The 23,744-nt window shown below is 40.8% G+C and carries 25 protein-coding genes and 1 other annotated feature; of the genes, 4 read left to right on the forward strand and 21 right to left on the reverse strand.

The window, feature by feature from the left end:
* Positions 1-42: 42 nt before the first annotated feature.
* The 7 genes from IGI46_RS01795 to IGI46_RS01825 all read right to left on the reverse strand — a co-directional run bounded on the left by IGI46_RS01795 (position 43) and on the right by IGI46_RS01825 (position 5,403).
* On the reverse strand, positions 43-528 hold the full coding sequence (locus tag IGI46_RS01795; RefSeq protein WP_429964598.1) for a PTS sugar transporter subunit IIA: 486 nt from the start codon (positions 526-528) through the stop codon (positions 43-45).
* Entirely contained in the window at positions 528-2,000 is a 1,473-nt protein-coding gene (locus tag IGI46_RS01800; RefSeq protein ID WP_429964599.1) for a BglG family transcription antiterminator, read from the reverse strand. Before IGI46_RS01800 ends, IGI46_RS01795 begins: the two co-directional genes overlap by 1 nt.
* Before the next feature lie 255 nt (positions 2,001-2,255).
* The gene (locus tag IGI46_RS01805) at positions 2,256-2,729 is read right to left on the reverse strand and encodes an S-ribosylhomocysteine lyase (RefSeq protein ID WP_429972691.1); all 474 of its coding nucleotides are present in this window, start codon (positions 2,727-2,729) and stop codon (positions 2,256-2,258) included.
* Between the two features lie 54 nt (positions 2,730-2,783).
* Positions 2,784-3,013 (reverse strand) — a binding site (T-box leader).
* Between the two features lie 96 nt (positions 3,014-3,109).
* Positions 3,110-3,847: a 3-oxoacyl-ACP reductase gene (locus IGI46_RS01810; protein ID WP_429964601.1), complete on the reverse strand. Its 738-nt coding sequence runs from the start codon at positions 3,845-3,847 to the stop codon at positions 3,110-3,112.
* Positions 3,844-4,065 (reverse strand): DUF2829 domain-containing protein, encoded by a 222-nt coding sequence (locus IGI46_RS01815; protein WP_429964602.1) that lies wholly within the window; start codon positions 4,063-4,065, stop codon positions 3,844-3,846. Before IGI46_RS01815 ends, IGI46_RS01810 begins: the two co-directional genes overlap by 4 nt.
* Positions 4,062-4,676, reverse strand: a complete 615-nt coding sequence (locus IGI46_RS01820; protein ID WP_429972693.1) for a DUF1054 domain-containing protein — start codon at positions 4,674-4,676, stop codon at positions 4,062-4,064. The genes IGI46_RS01815 and IGI46_RS01820 overlap by 4 nt, the downstream gene beginning before the upstream one ends.
* Positions 4,677-4,779: 103 nt before the next feature.
* The gene (locus tag IGI46_RS01825; RefSeq protein ID WP_429964604.1) at positions 4,780-5,403 is read right to left on the reverse strand and encodes a CatA-like O-acetyltransferase; all 624 of its coding nucleotides are present in this window, start codon (positions 5,401-5,403) and stop codon (positions 4,780-4,782) included.
* Positions 5,404-5,690: 287 nt separating this feature from the next.
* Here IGI46_RS01825 and IGI46_RS01830 point away from each other — a divergent pair, with 287 nt between their 5' ends.
* Complete coding sequence (locus tag IGI46_RS01830) at positions 5,691-6,425, forward strand: MIP/aquaporin family protein (protein ID WP_429964605.1); 735 nt, start codon at positions 5,691-5,693, stop codon at positions 6,423-6,425.
* Positions 6,426-6,478: 53 nt separating this feature from the next.
* Here the strand turns inward: IGI46_RS01830 and IGI46_RS01835 are convergent, their stop codons facing one another.
* The 5 genes from IGI46_RS01835 to IGI46_RS01855 form a co-directional block, all read right to left on the reverse strand.
* Positions 6,479-7,480: a zinc-dependent alcohol dehydrogenase family protein gene (locus IGI46_RS01835; protein WP_429972694.1), complete on the reverse strand. Its 1,002-nt coding sequence runs from the start codon at positions 7,478-7,480 to the stop codon at positions 6,479-6,481.
* 101 nt (positions 7,481-7,581) lie between these two features.
* On the reverse strand, positions 7,582-7,713 hold the full coding sequence (locus IGI46_RS01840) for a hypothetical protein (protein ID WP_429972695.1): 132 nt from the start codon (positions 7,711-7,713) through the stop codon (positions 7,582-7,584).
* A gap of 382 nt (positions 7,714-8,095) precedes the next feature.
* Positions 8,096-9,052: a Gfo/Idh/MocA family protein gene (locus tag IGI46_RS01845; RefSeq protein ID WP_429964606.1), complete on the reverse strand. Its 957-nt coding sequence runs from the start codon at positions 9,050-9,052 to the stop codon at positions 8,096-8,098.
* A 10-nt stretch (positions 9,053-9,062) separates the two neighbouring features.
* Positions 9,063-9,668, reverse strand: a complete 606-nt coding sequence (locus IGI46_RS01850; RefSeq protein WP_429964607.1) for a TVP38/TMEM64 family protein — start codon at positions 9,666-9,668, stop codon at positions 9,063-9,065.
* A gap of 26 nt (positions 9,669-9,694) precedes the next feature.
* A complete protein-coding gene (locus tag IGI46_RS01855) occupies positions 9,695-10,567 on the reverse strand; it encodes an alpha/beta hydrolase fold domain-containing protein (protein ID WP_429964608.1) in 873 nt (290 codons plus the stop codon).
* A gap of 103 nt (positions 10,568-10,670) precedes the next feature.
* On the opposite strand from IGI46_RS01855, the gene IGI46_RS01860 reads away from it, so the two are divergent.
* From IGI46_RS01860 to IGI46_RS01870, 3 genes are all read left to right on the forward strand, one after another.
* Positions 10,671-11,681, forward strand: a complete 1,011-nt coding sequence (locus IGI46_RS01860; RefSeq protein WP_429964609.1) for an acyltransferase family protein — start codon at positions 10,671-10,673, stop codon at positions 11,679-11,681.
* A gap of 84 nt (positions 11,682-11,765) precedes the next feature.
* Positions 11,766-12,347: a LemA family protein gene (locus IGI46_RS01865; protein ID WP_207700769.1), complete on the forward strand. Its 582-nt coding sequence runs from the start codon at positions 11,766-11,768 to the stop codon at positions 12,345-12,347.
* 2 nt (positions 12,348-12,349) lie between these two features.
* Entirely contained in the window at positions 12,350-13,153 is an 804-nt protein-coding gene (locus IGI46_RS01870; protein WP_429964610.1) for a TPM domain-containing protein, read from the forward strand.
* Positions 13,154-13,407: 254 nt separating this feature from the next.
* On the opposite strand, the gene IGI46_RS01875 is transcribed toward IGI46_RS01870, so the two are convergent.
* The 9 genes from IGI46_RS01875 to IGI46_RS01915 all read right to left on the reverse strand — a co-directional run bounded on the left by IGI46_RS01875 (position 13,408) and on the right by IGI46_RS01915 (position 23,735).
* Positions 13,408-14,595, reverse strand: a complete 1,188-nt coding sequence (locus IGI46_RS01875) for an iron-containing alcohol dehydrogenase (protein WP_429964611.1) — start codon at positions 14,593-14,595, stop codon at positions 13,408-13,410.
* A gap of 59 nt (positions 14,596-14,654) precedes the next feature.
* Entirely contained in the window at positions 14,655-15,401 is a 747-nt protein-coding gene (locus IGI46_RS01880; RefSeq protein ID WP_429964612.1) for an alpha/beta fold hydrolase, read from the reverse strand.
* A 55-nt stretch (positions 15,402-15,456) separates the two neighbouring features.
* Positions 15,457-16,164, reverse strand: coding sequence for a purine-nucleoside phosphorylase (gene deoD, locus IGI46_RS01885; RefSeq protein ID WP_207700773.1), 708 nt, complete (start codon positions 16,162-16,164; stop codon positions 15,457-15,459).
* Positions 16,165-16,204: 40 nt separating this feature from the next.
* Positions 16,205-17,023 (reverse strand): purine-nucleoside phosphorylase, encoded by an 819-nt coding sequence (locus IGI46_RS01890; RefSeq protein ID WP_429964613.1) that lies wholly within the window; start codon positions 17,021-17,023, stop codon positions 16,205-16,207.
* Positions 17,024-17,093: 70 nt separating this feature from the next.
* The gene (deoB, locus tag IGI46_RS01895) at positions 17,094-18,266 is read right to left on the reverse strand and encodes a phosphopentomutase (RefSeq protein ID WP_429964614.1); all 1,173 of its coding nucleotides are present in this window, start codon (positions 18,264-18,266) and stop codon (positions 17,094-17,096) included.
* A gap of 585 nt (positions 18,267-18,851) precedes the next feature.
* Positions 18,852-19,805: an ABC transporter permease gene (locus tag IGI46_RS01900; RefSeq protein ID WP_207700776.1), complete on the reverse strand. Its 954-nt coding sequence runs from the start codon at positions 19,803-19,805 to the stop codon at positions 18,852-18,854.
* Entirely contained in the window at positions 19,805-20,932 is a 1,128-nt protein-coding gene (locus IGI46_RS01905) for an ABC transporter permease (RefSeq protein WP_207700777.1), read from the reverse strand. The genes IGI46_RS01900 and IGI46_RS01905 overlap by 1 nt, the downstream gene beginning before the upstream one ends.
* Complete coding sequence (locus IGI46_RS01910; RefSeq protein ID WP_429964998.1) at positions 20,925-22,460, reverse strand: ABC transporter ATP-binding protein; 1,536 nt, start codon at positions 22,458-22,460, stop codon at positions 20,925-20,927. The genes IGI46_RS01905 and IGI46_RS01910 overlap by 8 nt, the downstream gene beginning before the upstream one ends.
* 180 nt (positions 22,461-22,640) lie before the next feature.
* Positions 22,641-23,735, reverse strand: a complete 1,095-nt coding sequence (locus IGI46_RS01915; protein WP_429964615.1) for a BMP family lipoprotein — start codon at positions 23,733-23,735, stop codon at positions 22,641-22,643.
* Between the last annotated feature and the right edge of the window lie 9 nt (positions 23,736-23,744).

Here is a 23,744-nt window from a genome sequence, read left to right on the forward strand (position 1 = left end):
TTCCTCTTTGATGCTACAAGTAAGATGACTGTTCTTTTGTTTCTATTCTTCTGGTTCTTTGGACAGCAACTCCAGCATCTTATCCTTAGTTTCTGTGGAGATCATATTTTCAATAAATTCTTCATCTGCTAACAACATTGCTACCTTTTGCAACAATTTTATGTGCATCGTGTTAGCATCGGTATTCCTCACTGCAAATAGGATAATCACCTGAACTGGCTCTTCATCCAAAGATTCCCATTCAATCGGTTGTTTGGTTTTGCCTACCACCAATGAGGTTTGACGAACACTGTCTGACTTACCATGAGGGATGGCAATTCCATTTCCAATACCGGTCATACCTTCAGTTTCACGTTTGAATACATCTTCAGAAAATCCTGCCACATCGGTAACAATTCCTTTTTCAGCTAATAGTTCAGTCAGCTCGATAATCGCCTCTCTTTTATCCTTCGCTGCCATTTCTAAAGTAATTAAATCTTCAGTAATTACATCTGCGATACTGAAATCTTCCATCATGTTTTTTGTCATTAGTCAATCTCTCCTAACATTTCCTTCACTCGTTTTTCGTCCTGCTTGGTAAATACAGAATTCACTAAAATAGTTGGTACCTGTATGTCTGCATTTAAATGGACCGTGGTTAATACTAAATCAATGTTCTGGTATTCATGGGCCTTCTTTTGATACTGTCGTAATGACAATACATCGACAATTTCCAATTCAGGAAAGGCTTTGCGGACCTTTACCTTTAAAAGCTCAGATGTTCCTACACCACTGCTGCACATGATCAGCACTCGTTTCTTAGCATGGATCATTTCTTTGTATTTCACAAAATAAAGAGTTAGAAAGCCAATCTCGTCTCCCGATATTTCATTAACCTGAAAAATCTCTTGAACTTCTTGGCTAACCTGCTTCACCTGGTTAAAAACTTCGCTGTATTCCAGCTTAATATCATTCAACAAATCATTTTTGACAATAATCTCGTTCTTTAAGCGATACAGCATTGGCTCTACATGTTCGTAGAGGTCTTGCTGATTAGGCTGCTGGTCGATACGAATCCCCATCAGCTCACTCATTCGCTTGGAAAAATAATCCGTCATTTTCAGTGCTGTTTGCGATTTATACGTAACCTTAACTACTTCATTTTCAATACGCGACGAAATTAAATATTGAAAGAGATAAAAAGTCTCACTTTCAGGTAGAACTAAATTCAAGTAGTCATTCATTTTACTAATAACTTTTTCTGATAAACGATACAATTCATGGTGACGTTCAATCAGTTTCTCTTCTTCTTTATCCAATAGTTCAAAGGATTGATCGCCACGAATCTCACCTTCTCGCACCCGTTTGATCAGAATATAAATATGAGAAAAAATGTTCATGTTATAGGGATAAACAATGCCGCTTTTCAACTCACTCTCAATAAATTCTAGCAGCGAGGTGATAAAATTGATGTCGTAAGCGCTGATTTTATGCTTTTGAGTTGTAAAATCAGCATCCCATAAGGTGTTGGTACTCAGCAATCCATTGACCACTTTGCGGATATTTTTCTCATTTCCTTCAATCGCAATCCGTTGCCCTTTCTTAACTAGTTTCAGTTGGTATTCTCTGAGAAACTCTGTGATACGAGTTAGATCGCTGCTTATGACCGTATCGCTTACGTAGTAGGGAAAAAATATTTCTTGAATTAGCACTTTGCGGGGTGATTTAAACAGCAGTGTTAATAAAATTGCATTTCGCCGTTCTCTGGGTCCCTGAGCCTGATTATCATTGCGCTTTTGGACGCTTTCGTTTAAATATTTTTCATAATCTAAACGAAATCCTTTACCAACTTCTGAAACAATAATTTCACCAATTTCTGAAGCTTCATTGATTTTTTTGATGGTACGATAAATCGTTTTGGTCGAAACATTGGCAAACTCAGCTAATTCTTGACCGGTTAATGTCATTCCATATTTGATAAACAACTCAATCAATTGTGTTTCTCGTTTACTTAGCTGCATATTGTCAACCTCCTTGTCTTTTACTATAAGTTTTTTTTGGAACCGCAAACATTTTCTTATGTCCATTTAAGTGGACACAAGAAAGCAATCGCTTACAAATGTGATTAGAGTTGTGTGTTTAAAATAACCATGGTTAACAAGGGATGTCAATGTTGCTATGAGGAAATTTCAAATTACAGAACAAAAAAAGACTTGTCTTAGACAAAGAAAATTTCTTTGTTAAGACAAGTCTTTTAGGGAATAATTTTTATTCATTTACACCACATGTCGTTCAAACGCATCATCACTGATACCCTCAGCTAACACCAGCTTCGCGTATTCCTTTGCGCCAAACAGTGAATGGTCGCGATAATTGCCACAGCTCTCGATATCCACACCTTGGACATCTCCCCATTTAGTTTCATCGGCAATAGTTGTTAGTACATCCGTTAAGGCTTTCGCTACTTCAGTGGAACTTGGCACGCCCCAAGTAATTAGATGGAAGCCAGTACGGCAACCAAATGGTGAAATATCAATAATGCCGTCTAAGCGGTCTCGCAATAAATCAGCCAATAGATGTTCCAAGGTATGAATGGCTCCAGTTGGTATTTCTTTTTCATTTGGCTGCAAAAATCGCAGGTCATAATTGGCGATCACATCGCCCTTTGCCCCAGATTCCTCTGCAATTAATCGAACATAGGGTGCCTTTACCTTCGTGTGATCCAGGGTAAAACTTTCTACTTCTGCCATGTTGATTCCTCCTATTTTCTTAAATAAAAAAGTCCTTTTACCAGTTACGACTGATAAAAGGACGATTGCACGTGGTACCACCTTTTTTTCGAGAGCCAAGCTCTCCTTTCGCCAACAACAAATAGTCATTGGCAGTCAAAATACCGATTGACTAAACCGAAGACGCCTATCTATCGGCGACTTTTCCTCAGAGACCATCTTCATCTTGTTTCCGTGGTTCTTTTCACCAGTCAGAACCTCTCTACAACGTTTTCCAAGACTACTCTTCTCTTCAATGGAAGGATTATTTCTCTTGAAGAATACTTTACGGCAAACTTGATAGACTGTCAACGGCATCTGTTATAGCTTTTTTTGATAAGCTACCAACGAAAAAAAGCAACTTACTTAAGTGTCCATCCGCCATCCACAGGTAAAACAATCCCCTGTAGATAACTTGCTCCTTCACTAGCCAAAAATAATGCGGCATTTGCTACTTCTTGCGGTTCAGCCCAGCGTTTCATCGGCGTTTCCTTCGCCACCCATTCAGCCATTGCGCCATCCCCTGCAAAATCAGCCGCATTCATCGGAGTCTTGATTGCGCCTGGCGCCAGCGCATTTACCCGGATACCCTCCTGTGCATAATCCAAGGCCAGCTGCTTCGTGTATCCTACAACTGCGTGCTTAGCCATTGTATAAGCCGCACCACCACCTCCGGCAATCAGTCCGGCAATCGAAGCCATATTCACAATGACTCCAGATTTACGTTCCAACATTTGTGGTAAAAACAAATTGGTTAGCCGATAGATACTAGTGACATTGGTTTGAAACACCTTCATCCACAATTCTTCTGGTGTGGATAACGTCGGTAAATAGTCATCTAAAATCCCCGCTGTATTAATCAGAATATCCACATGGGGATATCTTTTTAAAATTTTCTTGGCGGTGTTTTCCACCTGTGCTTTCTCACTAAGGTCTACTTGATAAGGAAAAAAATCGGCAGTTTCCTCCATTGGCTGTCGATCTAAACCGACAACTGTTGCTCCCTGTGCTAGAAAAGCCTTGGCTTGGGCTTGCCCAATCCCTGAAGCAGCCCCAGAAATTACTACGACCTTGCCGGCGAATTCTGAATAGCGAATCATTCCACAGTCTCCCAGTCCTCAGCCAAAATGTCGCATACAGTTGGAGCAAAGCTGGAAAAGCCCTCATCGGCTGTTTTGATCAAAAAATATGGGGTTACCGGTGCCTCTTCATACCTTTCGCCTTCGACCAAGGTCACATACAACTCAAACCCGCCCCAGCCTTTGCGAATAATTTTCTTGCCCTTTTTCAACTGCGGTAAAATTTCTTCAAATGTCATTCTGCTGCCTCCTGAATAATTGCCTGATAGATTGGCATTACTTGTTGATAAGTTTCTAACATGTAGCTTTTTGCTTTAGCGGGATTTTTCCACAATGAACTGTCTTTTGAAATAATTCGGCCAATTTGGAATTCTCCCTTTTTCACATCACGGAATCTTATTAACAGCTTTTCCACTGTTTCTGTTGACAGATCTTGAACTTCGACTTTCGTATGATCCCCTGATACTTTAAAATCTGAGGATAACTCGCTGAATAGTTGCAGATTATCCAACATTTTTTCAGCAATCGCTTGTTCATTCTTCGGCTGATCAATACACGACAGCCACATAAATACATACTCAGGCCAAATCCCCAGCTGAAAATGAGGTTCCATTTTATAGCCGCGCTTTTTGCGACTTAAAGCAGACCAAGTGTTTTCTGGAGCATTGGTCGTTCGTCGACGGTGCTGAGCAATGTGGATAAAGAATTCTTCCCCAGCGATTGGGGATAACTTCTCCTGAAAATATTCGTTCAGCTCCTGAAAAACGGGTTGAATCTCAGAGCGAATCGCCGTCATCCGATTCTCTAAGCCATCTATTTCAAATACCTTGAAGCTCTCTTCACTAAACATGCTTTTTCCTCCTGCTAAAATTCAGTACACAACTAGTGTACCTGTTTTGTGGACAAAGAAAAAGACTAGGCTTCTAGTAATTGAACCCTAGTCTGGTTATCACTTAATACGTATCCAAATATTCCTGCAATGCCTTGGCGAATTTCCCCATATGCAGACCATCCACAAAGGAATGATGCGCCTGAATTGAAAATGGCAGCAGAATTCTGTCCTGCCGTTCAAAATATTTTCCCCAATCGATCAGCGGTGTAGCATTATCTTTTTTGCCAGAGTTTGTGTGGGAAATATGGGTAAAGCTGATCCAAGGTAAAGGCGAAAACTGAAAAATATCATTACCTAAAGGTCCAGTGAAATAATCTTTTTGTTCCTCAGCTGTTTTTTTAGCTAAGGTTACATATTTCTCCATTGATTCAGTCATCGGTACGTTTACGACCTTGAACAATTCTGTCTCAGGATTCAAACAAGTAAAAGCGGTATGGATTTGATCGTATAAAACAACTTTTTCACCCAGAAAACGATAGCGAAATTCTTCAATTTGATTTCCACATTTTGTTGCTGCATAAATTAAAGCAAAAGTGAAAGACAGTTGCTGCTGCTTCGTTTTCTGTAAAAAATTAGTAATATCCAACTCAAAAGATACACAAAATGACGGCTCCACACTATCACGAAATACAGCACAATGAATCCTGCGTTTCCATTTTTCTTCATCGATGACTTGATACCCCATACTTCCAGCTCCCTTTTTAAAGCTAGTATAGCAAATTTTTCATTTAACCTATAGATGACTGATCAACATTTTGAAATTGGAGGGTAAAAGGAGGTTGCTTCCAACTTATTGAGCATCTATCGTTTATTTTTCACCCTAAATACTTTCAATAATAGGAGAAAAAACACCTTATTTTGACCACTCTTCTTTTTACAAGGGTTATCATTTGTCACAGACAAAAAAAGGGATTAACATATAGAATGGATTTTTTACTGAATTCTTTTACAAAAATTTCATAGGAGGTTATCATGGATTATTCATTAGTTCAGCGTTTAGCTGCTGAATTTATCGGTACGGCATTATTGATTATGTTAGGTAATGGTGCAGTTGCCAATGTTGATTTGAAAGGAACCAAAGGATACGGTAGCGACTGGATGCTGATTGCTGTCGGTTATGGTTGTGGGGTTATGATTCCCGCAATGATGTTTGGTTCTATCAGCGGAAACCATATTAACCCAGCATTTACAATTGGTTTAGCCATGAACGGGATGTTCCCTTGGACGGAAGTAGTTCCTTATATCGTAGTACAGATTTTAGGAGCAATGGTTGGTCAATTAATTGTCGTAGCATGTTACAAACCGTATTACGATCAAACCGAAGACACTGCTCACGTATTAGGAACCTTTTCAACAATTAACAGCGTAGGTTCAAAATTCAACGGTTTTGTTAATGAATTCTTTGGTTCATTTATTTTATTCCTAGGAGCAATTGGGATCACCAAAGCCCCTTTCTTTCAAGATAATTTAGGAACTGCTCACTTTGCATTGGGCTTCTTAGTCTGGACCTTAGTGGCTTCTCTGGGTGGACCAACCGGACCAGGTTTGAATCCTGCTCGAGATTTTGGGCCAAGAGTTGTACACGCATTGTTGCCCTTAAAATATAAAGGCAGCTCTCAATGGAGCTATGCTTGGGTCCCTGTCTTGGCACCAATTACCGCTTCGATTGTTGCGATTGCTTTGTACAAATTCTTGTTTATCGTTTAAAAAATACCTTTGATGACTGCTACTTCGTAAGGATGAGTCATCAAAGGTATTTTTTATTCAGAAATTTTTACAACTGCCTTAGTGATTTTTTCCTGATTTTCTCCTGAGAGAACGGCTTCGACTTCCTCCAAAGTTAGTTCATGGGTAATCAATTTTTCTACGTTAATTACTTGATGATCTAAAATACTAATTGCATCCTCCATGACATGAGGATTGATGAAGGCGCCCTTAATAATTAATTCCTTGAAGTAAATATCATAGGCATTGACTTTAATTTCAGTTTTCGGATCTCCTACGCCAAACATAAGAATTTGCCCCCCACGGGCAGCCATTTGGATAGCCTGCTCTTGCGTGTTAGAACGACCAACACACTCGATAATTACATCAAAAGTCTCGTTAAGTTGTTCCTTTTCGGGATCGAAGACCACATCTGCTCCGATTTCCTTCAATAAAGGAATTTTTTTCTCATTGTGACCACTGACATAGATTTCACCTACATTACGGGCTTTTAGCAGACTAATAAACAATTGTCCTACAAAACCATCACCAATAACTAAGGTTTTGTAGTGCTGCTTTATCTCCAATTCTTGGAAGCCATGAACCACACAGCTGACCGGTTCAGTCATAGCAGCTGCTTTGTAAGATAAAGTATCTGGAATTTTATAGACACAGCGTTCCGGAACGGTTACAAATTCTTCCATCCCGCCATTGCGTGTGACTCCTACAGCCTCTAAATTTTTACATAAATGAATTCTGCCTTCATGACAATAGCGACAATGCAGACAAGGAATATTAGGGTCAATCGTTACCCGATCCCCCACTCTCAAGCTATCGACTAAATGACCTGCCTCAACAACAATACCTGAATTTTCATGACCTAAAACAATAGGTGGTGTCGCAGTGGCTGATCCCGGCAACCCCTGATACAAATGTTTATCAGTACCGCAAATTCCTACATATTTCATTTGGATTTTCACTTCTTTAGGCAAAGGCTTTGGTTCTTTAATATCCTGAACTTCCATCTTTTCAATCTCCGTTAGTACCAATGCTTTCATACAAGCACCTCCTTATTTTCTCAATTGTAACAAGGAGGGTAGTGTGATGGAAATAGAACGACTTGGTTTTAAAACATCGAAAAATCAGTGATCGCTGTTTTCTATTTAATGATTGGTTCTAATTGTGGAAATTTTTCGTTAATCCAAGCAAAGATTGCCTGAATTTTTGCTTTTTCAAGTGATGCTAATGACTCAGAAGAAATCCCCATGTCAGTCTCTCCTCGTAAGTTCACTAGAAACAAAATAATTTAGATATAATTGTTCAACTTTCCATTGAACAGATTGATTGCTCGATAATATGAGATAAGTAGCTATGACATCAAGCTTCTCGCTTGCATCCTCGTTAGTCTACTAGTTGTTTTGAATGGCATCTATAAAAAAATATTGAATTTCCCAGAAAACAAAAAAAGCCTTGAATATCCCGAAAGATATCCAAGACTTCCCAGTATCGCCGAAACGATAGAAAGAGTCTTCGTCCACTAAGCTTCTTTCCGACACCCTGTAAAATCCGACAGGTGAGAAAACTCATGTGCCTCTGGATCGAAGGATCAGTAATTGATCCACTCGACTCGTCGCATAAGACAGACTATAGCATACAATTTAGTCTGTTGCCAATCATTTTTGGTAGTGCTGATACATTTCTTCAATGATTCTTACTGTTTGCACGGTCATTTCCTTTGTAACTACTGGACTGGTCAACCTCTTTTGCTTAAGGCATTCATTTACATGCTCTACTTCAAAAACAAATTCACTTTGGAAAGGTGCAATAATTTTTTCTATCCGTCCATCGGGATAAGTAACTTCGGCTTCTTTCGTTTTCCAAAAATTTGGTATGTAAATCTGACCTTTTTCTCCATATAAAGTAATCCCGGCTGGCAGATCCAGGTCCACCGTCATAAATAAAGAACCGATGGTGTTATCGGAGAAGGTTACCGAAAGACTAGCTTGTGTATCAGATTTTTCTGGCGGAAAAACCATTGTACCCGTCACTTCATTAGGGGCTTGCTGCATTAAAAACTGCATGTACTCCAAAGGATATGTCCCAGCTCCTCGTAAAATACCACCGCCAGAATCCAAAGAACTAAACCAGTTAATATGGTAAATATTAGGATAAGCCATGACAGCCTTCATCCAATGTACTTTGCCGATTGTATCTTTCGCCAACAGCTCTACTACTTGCTCAGTAATCGGCAGGAAAACAGACTTCTGTGCTTCCATTAAAAACAGATGCTTTTCTTCAGCCATCGCGAATAATTCTTCCGCCTGGCGACGGGTCATCGTAAAAGGCTTTTCCAACAAAACATGCTTGTCATGCTCCAATGCCAGCTTGGCTGCATCAAAATGCCCTTTGTTGTAAACTGCCACATAGACAATATCAACCTCGTCGCTTTGACAGAGTTCTTCATAGCTGCCATAGGCGTTAGGGATCACCAATTCCTGTGCCATTTTTTCTGCTTTAGCTAGCTGCCGGGAAGCAATCGCTGTTACCTCTCCATCCATACTTTCCTTTACCCCTGCCACAAAGCGTGGAACCACTTGAGCTGTACTAATAATCCCATAGCGTATCGTCATGATCGTCCTCCTAAAAAAGAATCGTTTTATCTAATACAAATACAATTAAATATCCATAGCTTGCGACTGACCATAGTTTGAACACTAGAACAATTTTGGCATATTCCCTAAAGGTTAAATCCGTCATACCAGCAACTAGACAAACAATGTCATCTGGTAAGAATGGAAAAATAAAACAGACAATCAACAGCCATCGAATTTTCTTGGTGTGGCTCTGCAAAGCATTTTCAAAGGTTTGATAATTTTTTACTGATAAGATTAACCGGGCAAAGCGTGGCCCATAGCGGCGAGACAATAGAAACAAACCAAACTCGCCAATTACTAGACCGACATAACTGTATAGGATGCCAGGGATATTACCAAACATCAGCATGCCCACAACCGTAGCAATGCCTCCAGGTATAAAAGGAATAATCGGCTGAATCCCTTGAACAATAATAAACACAACGACCGCAAAGCTGCCGAACTGTTTAATGAAGGCCTGCAAATCCTGAGGAGAAGCAAAGACACCCATGCGCCGCAAGTGGATTGTCAGCAAAATCAAAGCTGCCAAACCAAAAACTGGTGCCAGCTGAATCAGTTTTTGACGGAAAACAAATTTACATCTGTCTCTCACTTTTGGTTCAATAACTCCTTCCTATCCTATTGAAAAAATTCGCCCATTTGATCAATATAACGCAGCGATTCCTTCAAAGGGTAAACAACAAAATCATGCATCATCCCCGGAACAATTTCCAGAGTCATCGTTGTATTCTTACTTTGAGCTACTCGATCCTGCAAACGCAAGACATCCGGATATAAAATTTCATCGGTACCAGCAATCACCAGCAGCTCACCAAGATTATCAAACCGACCATAAATCGGTGAAACGATCGGATCATCCAAAGGCAGTTCACCAGCGTAGTTCTCACCAGCTTCGCTTAACAAATCTTTCTCTAAAACCACGTCTTTTTCCTGCAGTGCATCGGTGCGTGGATCACTCAAGGTAGCGTCCAACCAAGGTGAAGCCAACGCCACCTTCTTAGGACGCTTTTCATACTTCACATCCCGCAGGCGTTGCGCTAGGCTCATTGCCAAACCGCCTCCGGCAGAATCACCGAACAACCGAAAGTGATCATCCGGATAAAGATTCGCCAAATGACGTAAAGCGGCTTCTGTGATTGGCAAAGTTTTCTCTGCTGTATTCTCAGGTGCCAGCGGATAGTCAAAGTAGCTAACCTTCAAATTGTAGCGTTTAACAAAACGCTCTTGTATATCTTTATGAAAAGGAGAAGCCTCTAAGGCATATCCTCCACCATGCAGATAGAAAACATGCAAATTAGTAGGATGAGCTGGAAACAGCGTCACTACTTCATGACCGTCCACCTGATTAATAACCTGTGGAATATCAGTACGGCTTAATTGTCTCGCATTCAAATTTCGACGTTTTGGCGGGTCCACCATCGTGAAGCCCACTAGCTTTTTCATATTAATCACTTTAAAGACTGTCTTCACAAATTTCGCTGAATAGCGCATCGGCTTTCTCCTTTTCGATCCTTCAATAAAGAAGATTTTTTTCTTGGTAGGTGCTACAATAGTTAAAAATAGTCTTTGCTTCATTTTAGCATAAACAAAGGAGGTGTCCACGATCACAAAACCGAATCGCGAATTTCTTTTCGACAACATTCGGGGTATTTTAATTTTATTAGTGGTTTTGGGGCACGCATTAGAATATTTTCGACTGGAAAACAAAGTAGGGCAATTTTTGTACGTCTTTATTTACTTATTCCACATGCCGGTCTTTATTTTTATTTCCGGCTATTTCTCAAAAAACTTAGAAAAAGGACGACGAACAGCGGTAGAGACCTTCTTGATTCCCTATTTGCTACTGAATCTATTTTTAAGTGTGATTATGCTGGCCTTAGGGAAAATTGAAGAGATTTCCATTCTTTCCCCCGGTTGGACGCTGTGGTTTTTATATTGTATGTTCATTTGGCGTTTGATGCTGCCGGATTTAGTAAAAATTCGTTATGTACTGCTGCTTAGTTTTATTGTCGGAATTTTTTCGGGTTTTCTAACCGAATTTGGAACCTATATGGCCATGGCCCGTACGCTAGGTTTTTTCCCCTTCTTCCTAGTTGGCTATTATACGGATCAAAAGCTGATTAAAAACCTGCGGCGGATCCCTTATAGTAAGGCGATTAGTATAGGTATCATCGTCTTTGCTGTCCTAACTGCCTACCTATGGACTCGTAATAACTTGCCGCCGGAACTGCTTTGGCGGGACCGAGCGTATAATGCCTTTTCAGTGCCGCTGCTGCAGAATCTGTTGACGATTATTTTCCTTTACGGGATGGGCTTTGCCTTCGTCTTCGTCTTTATTACCTTGGCTAATAACAAACCACATCTCTTTTCCACTTGGGGACAACGTACCTTAGCCATCTACCTACTGCATATTTACTTGGTGGCCCCTTTAGTTCAAGGAACCGAATATATTGAAAATCCAGTTATTCAGCTGATGGTTTTAATCGGTGGTTCTCTGCTGATTTTGTATCTGCTGTCTCGTCCAAAAGTTGCTACAACTTTGCAAAAAACGTTGGCGAGGATTCTCCATTTTATTATGCCCGAAAAAAAAGACGACTCCTCGTGAGTCGTCTTTTAAGATACATCCTTAGCCTTAGGTCTTTTGCCCAGTTTCGTGATAAAATATTGTTACTACAAGGAGGAATATACTATGAAAAAAGGTGTAAGCGGCGGCATAATCGTCTTAGTCATTGTGGGACTTTTAGCCGTTTTTGGCATCACACAATATAACAGTCTTGCCAAAGAAGAACAAGCGGTAGAAGCGCAACTAAGTCAAGTGGATAATGTCATGCAACGACGGGCAGATTTGATCCCAAACCTAGTAAATTCAGTTAAGGGCAGCATGGGTCAAGAACAGAAAGTTTTTGGCGACATCGCCGAAGCTCGCAAGGCTTACGGCAATGCGTCAACGGATAAAGAAAAAATTGAAACTAGTCAAGCCTTAGATCAATCCGTTGGAACTTTAGTCAACGTCATAAATGAAAATTATCCAGAACTAAAATCAAATGACAATGTTCAAACGTTAATGACGCAATTGGAAGGTTCTGAAAACCGAATCTCAGTCGAACGCAAACGGTATAACGAGGCTGTTCAAACCTATAACCAAAAAGTGGTTTCTTTCCCCAAAAATATTTTTGCTAATATAATGGGGTTAGGTAAAAAGCCTTATTTTGAAGCGCAACCAGGCGCTGAAAATGTACCCGAAGTTGATTTCGGAAATTCTGGTGAATAACCATGAAAAAATGGCTTTTATGGCTGTTGCCTTTGTTAGCATTGCTGCTGTTTTGGCTTCCAATATCAAGTGAAGCTGAAACATTGCCAGCTGCCCCTACTCATTTTTATTATGATCAGCTAAATATTTTATCCAATCAAACCAAGGACTTAGTTGAGAATAAAGGGTTGGTTTATAAAGAAAAAAAGGAACAACCACAGGTAGTATTGGCAACAATCAAGTCAACTGGTGGTGACGATATTGACAGCTATGCCCCCGACCTGTTTGAGAAATGGAAGATCGGAAATGCTAAGGAAGACAATGGAATTCTAATTCTTTATGCCTTAAACGATGGCGCCCGCAATGTGCGGATTGAAGTCGGCTACGGTTTAGAAGGTGTCATTACTGACAGTATTTCTGGAAATATTTTGCAGCAGGCGAAGGATGATTTAAAATCTGACGATTCTGTCCGCATCAATCGTGGACTGCAGAAAGTGTTTAACAGTGTTACTACGCTAATTGATAAAAACTATGATTATCCCGCGGATGAACATGCTTTAAGTGACAACGAATTGGCAGCAATTGAAGAGGATGACTCAGGTGGTCTGCTCGAGATTATTGGACCGATTATCTTTATCGCAGTTATCTTCATCTTATTCGGCGGTGGTGGTCGTGGTGGAAGAAATGGCCGTTATCGCGGTGGTCCTCCATTCATTGGCTGGGGTGGCGGCGGTTTTGGCGGCGGCTCTAGTGGCGGTGGCTTCGGTGGAGGCGGCGGTTTCTCTGGCGGAGGCGGTTCTTCCGGTGGCGGTGGCTCAAGCATCTAACCCAAGCTGCACAAACAAACCAGCGGATACTTTATAAGGTATCTACTGGTTTGTTTTTTGTTCACTTGAAAAACCTATTCTTCAATCACTGTGCATTAACTGACTAAGCACCCACTATGAAAGCCTAGATAATAGTTTGTGAAGATGATTTTATGAGCCAAAATTTTGTTTCTCGATTCTTCATAAATTTCATCCATAATTTTTGTGAAAAAACAGTCATTTTATCCTTATTCAGATAAAATAACTGTTCTCAATTAAACGAAGCTGCTTTCAGTCAAGCACGCCTCAAAAATATTTTCCACATCTTTCACATCCAATGGAACATAGGCGCTTGTTTTGATCGCATTATGATCAACTGCCTGTTGTGCCATAATCGCAAACTTGTCATCAGTGATTCCCACTTCTGGCAAGGTCATAGGAATACCGCAAGACTTGAAATAGTCATAGGTCTTTTGAATACCTATTCGAGCTGCCAGCATTGGTACTCGTTCTTCCACACCCCAGACATTCCAGGCGAACTGGGCAAACTTAGCAACAGTTTCATCATTTAGTACATATTCCATCCAGCGAGGAGTTAAAATCGCTAACCCAATTCCATGCGTAATATCGTAGAAAGCACTTAACTCATGTTCCATCGGATGACATGACCAAGAGCCAGTTTTTCCGTTGCCAGTTAAGCCATTCAAAGCCAGCGTGCTAGCCCACATTAGATTGGCGCGTGCGTCATAATCCTCTGGATACTGCAATGCAATCGGACAGTTTTTGATTACTGAGCGCATTAACCCTTCAGAAACTGAGTCTTGAACATCCGTTCCTTCTGTCCGTTTGAAATAGTTCTCAATTAAATGACTGAAAATATCAGCAGAACCTGCCGCTGTTTGGTATTTGTTTACTGTAAAGGTATTGGTCGGGTCTAAGAAAGAAACCTTCGGCAACATCGCTGGACTACCTAAACCTAATTTCTGATTGGTGTTTATATTGGAGATCACAGCACCACTATTCATTTCACTGCCGGTTGCCGACAGCGTCAAAATCGTCACCAATGGTAAAGCTGGACCACTAAACTTACGGCGCTGCAGCACCATATCCCACGCGTCACCCTCATACAAGGTCGCAGCAGCAACTACTTTTGCACAATCAATTGTCGAACCCCCACCAACTGCCAACAATACGTCGATGTTTTCCTCACGACAAATTTCAGCACCCTTGCGGACTGTTTCTACTCGAGGGTTAGGTTCAACCCCAGCTAATTCAAATACACGATTGCCATTGGCAGTCAACTGTTCCATTACTTTGTCATACAGACCAACTTTCTTGATACTGCCGCCACCGTATACTAAAAGTACATTTTTACCAAAATGATTCATGACTTCTGGCAACTCTGCTAAGCGATCTTTTCCGAAGCGAATATCTGTGGTTACATGAAAATTAAAGTTATCCATAAAATCCCTCCCTGTTGTCTATGATAATCCAAAAAATCAAAAAGCTAAAGCCACTCTGCTTATTCCCCATAAAACTGTTCAGCAAAAAAATCACTGATCATTTCCATCGTCGGAACTTTAACTAAATGACGTTCCTCTTCACTAATAAACGTAATATTTAATGAATCTGACTGAGACCTAACAAAGTCTGACACATGCTGATAAGGGATCTTCTCATCCTGCATCCCATGCCAAAACAGTAATGGCCGGCCAGTTGTTTTATCAGGATGAAGCGATAAATCATACGCCGCCAGCCATGAAGTTAACTGCTCATAATCCCTAGGCAAAAAATAACCGGCAGCAGTAGCATGCTGCATGATTCGATCCCGATATTTTATTGGTGAGGGCGACCCCATTACACAGGCCGCCACATCAATTTCTGGATGGGCCGTTAGCAGCATACAGGTAGTAATCCCCCCCATTGAAACCCCACCCACACCAATTTTGCCGGTAGTTAAGCCTAGGTTTTCAAAATAATCGACCAAATAACCAAACTCAAACAGATTGGTTTGGATACTATCCCAAAAAGTTAACGAAGGAATTTCCGACACGCGAACCTTTCGTTCACCGTGGTTCGCAGCATCCGGCAATAATACCCGAAATCCTTTGGCAGCTAACTTACGCCCTTGAGTCAACACTAGTTCCTTCGCTGTTTGCCAGCCATGATAATATATGATTAATGGCAACGGCTCATAAATTTGTTCTTCAGCCACAACCTCCAATAATGGAATATTGCCAACTGAACGTTTGCGAATTGTCATTTTCACAAGCATCCTCCTATGCACAAAGAACCACCTCTGCATTCAGAAGTGGCTCGTTGAATTATTTTGCGATGGCTGTTTCTAGTCCAACATGAATCATATCTTTGAAAGTATTTTGTCGTTCCTCAGCAGTAGTTTCTTCCCCTGTGATCATATGATCACTTACAGTCATGATTGCCAAGGCTTGAACATGGAATTTTGCACCTAAGTAATAAAGGATCGCCGCTTCCATTTCTACACCCATCACACCATACTCTGCCAAGCGGAATGTTGGTGACATATCATCTTTATAGAAAGTATCTTCCGATAAAACATTTCCTACATGAGTTGTGAAGCCTTTCTCTGCCGCAACTTCATAAGCTTTTTTCAACATAGCAAAGTCCGCAATTGGTGGGAAATGAAAATCTGGGAAGTGCTTCGCTACCATTGAAGAGCTGGTTACTGCTCCTTGAGCCAAAACCAAGTCACGAACATGAACATCTTCTGATAAAGCACCGCAAGTCCCCACGCGAATTAATTTCTTCACACCATAGGATTGAATCAGCTCTTGGGCATAGATACCAGCAGATGGCATTCCCATACCCGTTCCCTGAACTGATACACGTTCACCTTTATACGTACCAGTAAATCCTAACATGCCGCGAACATTATTGTAGCATTTTGCATCTTCTAAAAAATTTTCCGCGATGAACTTCGCTCGCAATGGATCTCCTGGTAATAAAATCTTGTCAGCAACTTCGCCTTCTTTGGCCTCGATATGGACGCTCATTCTTTTCTTCACTCCTGTTTTTTAGTCTCTGTTAATTTTACTATAAAACGGCTAAAGTTTCTTTTACCAATTTTTTGAAGTCTTCCTTGACGCGTTCAGTTGTTTCCACGACCTCCGCATGATTCAAGTTAGCCTGCATACCAGCTGCTAAGTTGGTGATACAAGAAATTCCTAATACCTTCAAACCATTATGAACTGCTACAATAACCTCTGGAACAGTGGACATCCCAACAGCATCTGCCCCCATTGCGCGAGCCATACGGATCTCTGCTGGTGTTTCATAAGTTGGTCCAGTGAAGCCCATATAGACGCCTTCTTTTAAATCTAGTGAAAGCTTCTCAGCAGTTTCACGTGCTTTTTCTTGATACTCTTTGTTATAAGCCGAACTCATATCCGGGAAACGTGGACCCATATTTTCATCATTTGGCCCGATTAATGGATTGGTTCCCATAAAGTTAATATGATCCGTGATCAGCATCAAATTGCCTGGAGTAAATTGTTCATTCACTCCACCAGCAGCATTGGTTACTATTACTGAATGAATACCTAAAGCGGCCATTACACGAACCGGATAGGTAACAGTTTCCATTGGATTGCCTTCATAAAAATGGAAGCGGCCTTGCATAGCTAAGACTTTTTTTCCCGCCAGTGTGCCGTAAACCAATTGACCTGCATGTCCCACTACAGTTGAAATTGGAAAATGTGGAATTTCGTTGTAAGAAATAATCACTGGATCCTCAATCTCTTCTGCCAGTTCACCTAAACCTGAACCTAAGATCAAACCAAACTCGACCTCTTCAACACCTCGTTCTTGGATAAATGCTGCTGTTTGCTGAATCTTTTCTTGTAACTCAATCATAATATCCTCCTATAATTACCTATGCTTATCTTTTGAAGACAGTAATTCTGACCTTTTAACTGACTCGTGTTTACTTTAATAATTTTAAGAAGCTTTCACCATTTTCAGTTGCTGGTACATCAAAATTTTCGGCAATCGTTGCCGCGATATCTGAATAATATCCTTGTGGTAATTTGCCTTTTCCTTTTAATTGCTTGCTATAAACCAACAAAGGAACATATTCCCGGGTATGATCTGTTCCTGGATAAGTTGGATCATTCCCGTGATCAGCGGTGATCAGTAATAAATCATCTTCCTCCATGGCATCTAAAATTTCTGGCATGCGCAAATCGAAATCTTCAATCGCATGAGCATAGCCTACAACATCACGACGATGACCGTACAAGGCATCAAAATCAACTAGGTTAGTAAAACTTAAACCGGTAAAGTCTTTTTTCATGACGTTCAGCAGTTGATTAACACCGTCCATATTGCTCTTGGTACGAACTGAATCAGTAATTCCTTGTCCGTTGAAAATATCGTTGATTTTTCCAACTGCAATCACATCTTTGCCGTTTTCTTTTAAAGAATCTAAAACAGTCTTACCAAAAGGATCTAATGCATAGTCGTGACGGTTGCTCGTCCGAGTAAAGTTCCCAGGTTCGCCTAAGTAAGGTCGAGCAATAATCCGACCAATCATGTAAGGATCGTCTTTAGTAATTTCACGTGTGTATTCGCAAATACGGTACAATTCTTCTAGTGGAATGATTTCTTCATGTGCAGCAATTTGCAGAACCGGATCAGCTGACGTGTAGATAATTAAATCACCCGTCTTCATTTGCTCTTCCCCAAAATCAGCAATAACCTCGGTCCCGCTGTATGGTTTATTTGCGCCCATAATAATTCCTCGGCCAGAAAACTCAGTAATCTTATCTAGTAATTCTTGCGGGAAGCCTTCTGGAAACACACGAAATGGCGTTTGAATATTCAAACCGGCAATTTCCCAATGTCCAGTCATGGTATCTTTGCCTACAGAAATTTCTTCCAATTTAGTTGCATAACCATCATGATTTTCTACGTCTTTTACCCCTTTTAACGGACGAATACTGCCAAGACCCAGCTGTTCCAAGTGGGGAATAGTCAATCCTGCTTCTTCTGCGATATGTCCCAAGGTATCTGAACCTACATCATTAAATTTATCTGCATCTGGTGCTTCACCAATCCCGACTGAATCCATTACAACTAAATGTATGCGTTTAAACATTTTCTAATTCCTTCTTTCTGATTGATTTGTTCCAATGATAAAACGAAAGACTTTTGTTAGAAGTCTTCGAAATTAAACCTTAACTCATCATTCACTTTCCAATCTTAGACAAAATTCGTTATTCATCTAAGAATCGAAGGTCAACTTTTGTTGTTACAGTATATTTTGTTTCTCAGACTAAGTAAAGTGAGGGTGATTACCAACTAAATAAGAACTACGAAAAGTTGGACTGAGAACTAACTCACTAGTAAAGTGGTAATTTTTCTGAGAAAAAAAACTGCTATTTTTGTACGTATCTCATCCAACTAAACAGCTTAGTTTATTTGATAGTCATGAATATGATTATCAACTATGTCCAAACTGCGAAAAGTTGGACTGAGAAACTAACTCACTAGTAAGGTAACAATTTTCTTAGGAAAATTGTCTCATCTTCATACGTATACTATTCCACTAAGAACTTTTGCTTTATACAGTCTATACTTCATGTAAAACTACTTTAGCTAAATAAACTGCAAAAAGTGGAACTAGCAAAGGGCGCGACTAAGAAACGTGTCCCATAGTCCCACCCTTTGATACAAAAAGTTTTTATTTTGACTTGATGTAGTTAACACCATCTGCTTTTGGTGCAGCGGCTTTTCCTAGGAATAACACTAGAACTACAATTGTTAATACATATGGTGCTGCTTGCAGATAGACATCTGGAATTTCAGAGATCAATGGTAAATTAGCTCCAGCAATACTTAGGTTTTGGGCAAATCCGAAGAAAATTGCCGCACCCATTGCACCTAATGGATTCCATTTACCAAAAATCATCGCTGCCATTGAGATAAAACCTTGTCCGGCGATGGTAGTTGAAGCGAAACGTCCAGCGATTGACTGAGCAAAAATCGCACCACCCATCCCACCAAGGAAGCCTGAAATTAGAACTCCTGAGTAGCGTAAAGCATACACATTAATTCCTAGCGTATCTGCAGCCAATGGATTTTCACCCACTGAACGCAGGCGCAAACCAAACTTTGTCTTGAAGATAATGAACCAAGAGATAACTGCTACCAAGATAGCAAAGTAAGCCGGTAAACTTGTATTGTTAAAGAACAGATCGCCAATTACCGGAATTTTGCTAAGACCAGGAAAACTGAAATACCCAAATTGTTGTTGAATGGTATCCGTTTGACCCTTCCCATAAATAACCTTGATTAAAAAGATCGTTAAAGGAGGTGCCAGTAAATTCATTACCGTCCCACTGATAATATGATCGGCTCGAAAATGAACAGTTGCTACTGCGTGCAACAGGGAGAAGATTACTCCGGCTATCCCACCTGCCAGCACTCCAAACCATGGGGTCATAGCTCCAAGCTGATCCGCGAAGCTTAAATTGAATACCACAGAAGTGAAGGCACCCATTACCATGATTCCTTCCAAACCAACGTTTACAATCCCGCTTCGTTCAGAAAATACGCCACCAAGAGCCGTTAAGATCAGAGGCGCTGAATACACTAACGTTTGGGTAATTAATGAACTTAGTAATTGCATATTCATTACAACTCGCCCCCTTCTTGATTTTCCTCATTTGGCTTACTTTTTTCCTCAACAACTTCCACCTGTTTTTTACTTCCAGAAACCTTTGCCAAACCTAAACGAACAACATAGTTAATGGCAACAAAGAAGATAATTAATGGAATAACACTGTTTGCTAGTTCGCTTGGAATTCCGGCAAACTGCATCCCTTGTCCACCAAGCTTCAGTACGCTGAATAGCAAGGCCGACAATAATATTCCGATAGAGCTGCCGTTTCCTAGCAAGGAGACGGCCATTCCGTCAAACCCAATACTGATTGATGCTCCCTGCACAAAGTAATTATTGAAGGTACCAATCCCTTGAACAACACCACCCAGACCTGCCAAAAGTCCTGAAATAATCATAGAAACAATAATTGTACGTTTGCTGCTCATCCCTGCATATTCAGAAGCAAATGGATTCAAACCAACCGAACGAATTTCAAAACCTAATGTTGTTTTCTTCATTAAGAACCAAACAACTACTAAAAAGATCAATGCCAAAAAGATACCCAAATTGATTCGGGAGCCGCCAAAAATTTGTGTGAGCCATGGTGCCCGGAGTGTTCCGTTCATGCCAACGATTTTGGTTACCCCTTTGTTTGAGATAATATCCTCAGACATGACATTGTTGACAATATGATTGGCTACATAGAGTAGTACGTAGTTCATCATAATTGTTACAATAACTTCACTTGTTCCAAAAAATGCTCGTAAAACCCCAGGAATTGCAGCAGCTGCCGCTCCGGCTAAGGCGCCAGCAATAATTGCCAGCCCTACAACTACAATTTTAGGAGAATCTGGCATGCTTAAAGCAACCCAAACACTAGCAACCCAGCCGCACAATGCTTGTCCAGAAAGCCCGATATTAAAGAATCCTGCTGAGTTCGCTACCGAGAATCCTAACGCAGTGAATATTAAAGGTGCTGCACCAACTAGGATTTCTCCTACGGACATCGTACTTTGAAAGGCCGCACTAAACATCGCATTGTATCCAACAATCGGATTATAACCGGTTATCAGCATCAATAACGCGCCCAAAACGAAGCCTAAAACAACTGAAATAATTGGTACTAGTATATTTCTGATCCTCTCTGCACGATCATTCATTTGCCTCACCTGCCTTCTGTAATTCTGCCCTTGCTTCTTCCAAGCTATAACCAGCCATTAACAGACCTAATTCATTTTCAGAGGTTTCTTTTGGATCAACGATCCCAGTGATTTCTCCTGCATGAATTACGGCAATTCGATCAGAGACATTCAAAATTTCATCTAATTCAAAACTTACTAAAAGAACCCCTTTATTTTTATCTCTTTGTTCTACTAGACGTTTGTGAATATATTCGATCGCCCCTACGTCCAGCCCACGAGTTGGCTGAGAGACAATCAACAAATCTGGATCGCGGTCAACTTCACGAGCGATGATCGCCTTTTGCTGGTTACCACCTGATAGTGAACCAGCAGGAGCTTTTTCACTTGTTGTACGTACATCGTATTCTTCAATTAACCGAGTTGCATATTTGTCCATTTCGCTGTAATTCAAGACACCCGACTTGCTTAAAGGTGTACGATAATAAGTTTGTAAAGCGATGTTTTCTGATAAAGATAATTGCAAAATCAATCCGTACTTGTGACGGTCTTCTGGCACATGCCCCACTCCAGATTCAGTGATCTGACGAGGCTTCTTACCTGTGATGTCCGCACCGTTAAGTGTAACGGAACCACTTTCCACCTTACGCAAACCCGTTAATGCCTGAATTAATTCCGATTGTCCATTGCCATCAATTCCGGCGATTCCCAGAACTTCCCCGCGATGCACATCTAAACTAAGTTTTTTAACAGCTTCCAGTCCACGACTTTCTTTAACGACTAACTCCTTGACTGATAAAACTACTTCTCCTGGAGTTGCCGGTTTCTTGTCAGTTTTAAAGGAAACCGAACGACCTACCATCATATCAGCTAATTGCTGTGAGCTGACATCTGCTACGTCAACAGTTCCGATGTATTGCCCGCGTCGGATAACAGAACAACGATCAGCTACCTTCTTAATTTCATCCAATTTGTGAGTAATCAAGATAATTGATTTGCCTTCCTTAACCAGCCCGTCCATGATTTCAATTAATTCATCAATTTCCTGTGGTGTTAATACGGCTGTTGGTTCATCAAAGATCAGTACGTTTGCGCCACGGTATAAGGTTTTCAAGATCTCGACCCGCTGCTGCATCCCTACTGAAATATCCCGGACATATGCACTTGGATCAACCTGCAGCTTATATTCCTGCGACAATCGCTGGATTTCTTCAGCAGCTTTCTTCTTGTCCAATGTAATTCCGCTGGTAGGCTCACTGCCTAAAATGATGTTCTCGGTAACGGTAAATGCATCTACCAACATGAAATGCTGATGGACCATTCCAATTCCCAGTTGGTTGGCTCTAGTGGGACTGGAGATATCGACCTTTTGTCCGTCCATTAAAATCTCACCAGAAGTGGGTTGCAATAACCCTGACAAAACATTCATCAGTGTCGATTTTCCGGCACCGTTTTCCCCTAAAAGCGCGTGAATCTCGCCTTTGCGGATCTGCAGATTGATATTGTCATTGGCTTTAAAGGTGCCAAATTGTTTGGTGATGTTGCGCATTTCAATGACATATTGTTCTTCTGCCACTCTTTTTTCACATCCTATCACTTTTTAAGACCTAGACATCCATTAACTATCAAAGGGGTTCTTCCCTTAATTAAACCGCGCACTCTGTGCAGCTTAATTAAACAAAGAAGGATACCATAACCTCTAAAAAGAGGTTATGGTAAAACTATTTATTTATGGTTTTTCTGGAACTTTTACATCGCCATCGCTGACTTTTTCTTTAGCTTCGTTCACTGCAGTTTTTGCTTCATCAGATAAGAAACCATCTGTTAATGAAACGCCGCCGTCTTTCAAACCAAATACTAAGTGTTCGCCACTAGGGAATTTGTCGTTCAACGCACGAGTGGAGATATCTTGTACTGCTGCACCCACACCTTTAAGTGTTGAAGTTAAACAGAAGTTGCTTTCTTTATCATCTTTGTCCTTGTATTTACCTTCATTTTGTTGGTCGCTATCTACACCGATAACCCAAACTTTGTCATCTGCTGCAACTTTTTCGTTACGAGCTTTTGCTTCTGAGAATACACCATTACCAGTACCGCCTGAAGCATGGTAAATTACGTCAATATCATTATCAAACATGTTTGCTGCCAAAGCTTTCCCTTTTGCAGGGTCACCAAATGATGCTGCGTATTGAACATCTACAGGAATTTCTTTGCCCATTTCTTTAGCAGTGTCTTCTACACCTTTAACGAAACCAGCTTCGAAACGGTCAATAACGACGCCTTCTTCTCCACCGATGAAACCAACTTTGTCAGTCTTAGTTGTATGAGCTGCTGCTACACCTGCAAGGTAAGCTGCTTCATTGTCTTTAAAGGTTGCTGAAACAACGTTATCTTTGTCTTCAATAACAGAGTCAATAATTACGAAGTTTGTGTCTGGATTTGTGTCTGCTGCTGCTGAAATTGGATCAGCCAATAGGTAACCTACACCAAAAATTGTTTTGAATCCGTTAGAAACTGCTGAATCAATGTTGGTCGTGTATTGTGATGCATTGTCTGATTGGATATAATCATATCCGCCAGTACCGCGTTCAATTTTGTGTTCTTTACCCCAGGCTTGTAAACCTTCCCAAGCTGATTGGTTAAATGAACGGTCATCTACCCCGCCGATGTCTGTTACGATTGCAACACTGTGATCTGCATCGCCGCCTGAAGCTGAACCGCCGCCTGATGAGTCAGTTGTGCCGCCACCGCCGCCACATGCACCTAGTAATAGCACTGAAGCCAACGCCACTGCGCCTAGACCAAATAATTTTGCTTTTTTCATTTCTGTAAA

It is taken from the genome of Enterococcus sp. AZ163, from assembly GCF_050498925.1.
Lineage (GTDB): Bacteria > Bacillota > Bacilli > Lactobacillales > Enterococcaceae > Enterococcus_A > Enterococcus_A ferrettii.

Excerpts from the sequence above, each read along its gene's own strand:
- IGI46_RS01795 (WP_429964598.1), bottom strand. The coding sequence starts at position 528 with ATGACAAAAAACATGATGGAAGATTTCAGTATCGCAGATGTAATTACT.
- IGI46_RS01800 (WP_429964599.1), bottom strand. The coding sequence starts at position 2,000 with ATGCAGCTAAGTAAACGAGAAACACAATTGATTGAGTTGTTTATCAAA.
- IGI46_RS01805 (WP_429972691.1), bottom strand. The coding sequence starts at position 2,729 with ATGGCAGAAGTAGAAAGTTTTACCCTGGATCACACGAAGGTAAAGGCA.
- IGI46_RS01810 (WP_429964601.1), bottom strand. The coding sequence starts at position 3,847 with ATGATTCGCTATTCAGAATTCGCCGGCAAGGTCGTAGTAATTTCTGGG.
- IGI46_RS01815 (WP_429964602.1), bottom strand. The coding sequence starts at position 4,065 with ATGACATTTGAAGAAATTTTACCGCAGTTGAAAAAGGGCAAGAAAATT.
- IGI46_RS01820 (WP_429972693.1), bottom strand. The coding sequence starts at position 4,676 with ATGTTTAGTGAAGAGAGCTTCAAGGTATTTGAAATAGATGGCTTAGAG.
- IGI46_RS01825 (WP_429964604.1), bottom strand. The coding sequence starts at position 5,403 with ATGGGGTATCAAGTCATCGATGAAGAAAAATGGAAACGCAGGATTCAT.
- IGI46_RS01830 (WP_429964605.1), top strand. The coding sequence starts at position 5,691 with ATGGATTATTCATTAGTTCAGCGTTTAGCTGCTGAATTTATCGGTACG.
- IGI46_RS01835 (WP_429972694.1), bottom strand. The coding sequence starts at position 7,480 with ATGAAAGCATTGGTACTAACGGAGATTGAAAAGATGGAAGTTCAGGAT.
- IGI46_RS01845 (WP_429964606.1), bottom strand. The coding sequence starts at position 9,052 with ATGACGATACGCTATGGGATTATTAGTACAGCTCAAGTGGTTCCACGC.
- IGI46_RS01855 (WP_429964608.1), bottom strand. The coding sequence starts at position 10,567 with ATGCGCTATTCAGCGAAATTTGTGAAGACAGTCTTTAAAGTGATTAAT.
- IGI46_RS01865 (WP_207700769.1), top strand. The coding sequence starts at position 11,766 with ATGAAAAAAGGTGTAAGCGGCGGCATAATCGTCTTAGTCATTGTGGGA.
- IGI46_RS01870 (WP_429964610.1), top strand. The coding sequence starts at position 12,350 with ATGAAAAAATGGCTTTTATGGCTGTTGCCTTTGTTAGCATTGCTGCTG.
- IGI46_RS01875 (WP_429964611.1), bottom strand. The coding sequence starts at position 14,595 with ATGGATAACTTTAATTTTCATGTAACCACAGATATTCGCTTCGGAAAA.
- deoD (WP_207700773.1), bottom strand. The coding sequence starts at position 16,164 with ATGAGCGTCCATATCGAGGCCAAAGAAGGCGAAGTTGCTGACAAGATT.
- IGI46_RS01890 (WP_429964613.1), bottom strand. The coding sequence starts at position 17,023 with ATGATTGAGTTACAAGAAAAGATTCAGCAAACAGCAGCATTTATCCAA.
- deoB (WP_429964614.1), bottom strand. The coding sequence starts at position 18,266 with ATGTTTAAACGCATACATTTAGTTGTAATGGATTCAGTCGGGATTGGT.
- IGI46_RS01900 (WP_207700776.1), bottom strand. The coding sequence starts at position 19,805 with ATGAATATGCAATTACTAAGTTCATTAATTACCCAAACGTTAGTGTAT.
- IGI46_RS01905 (WP_207700777.1), bottom strand. The coding sequence starts at position 20,932 with ATGAATGATCGTGCAGAGAGGATCAGAAATATACTAGTACCAATTATT.
- IGI46_RS01910 (WP_429964998.1), bottom strand. The coding sequence starts at position 22,460 with ATGCGCAACATCACCAAACAATTTGGCACCTTTAAAGCCAATGACAAT.
- IGI46_RS01915 (WP_429964615.1), bottom strand. The coding sequence starts at position 23,735 with ATGAAAAAAGCAAAATTATTTGGTCTAGGCGCAGTGGCGTTGGCTTCA.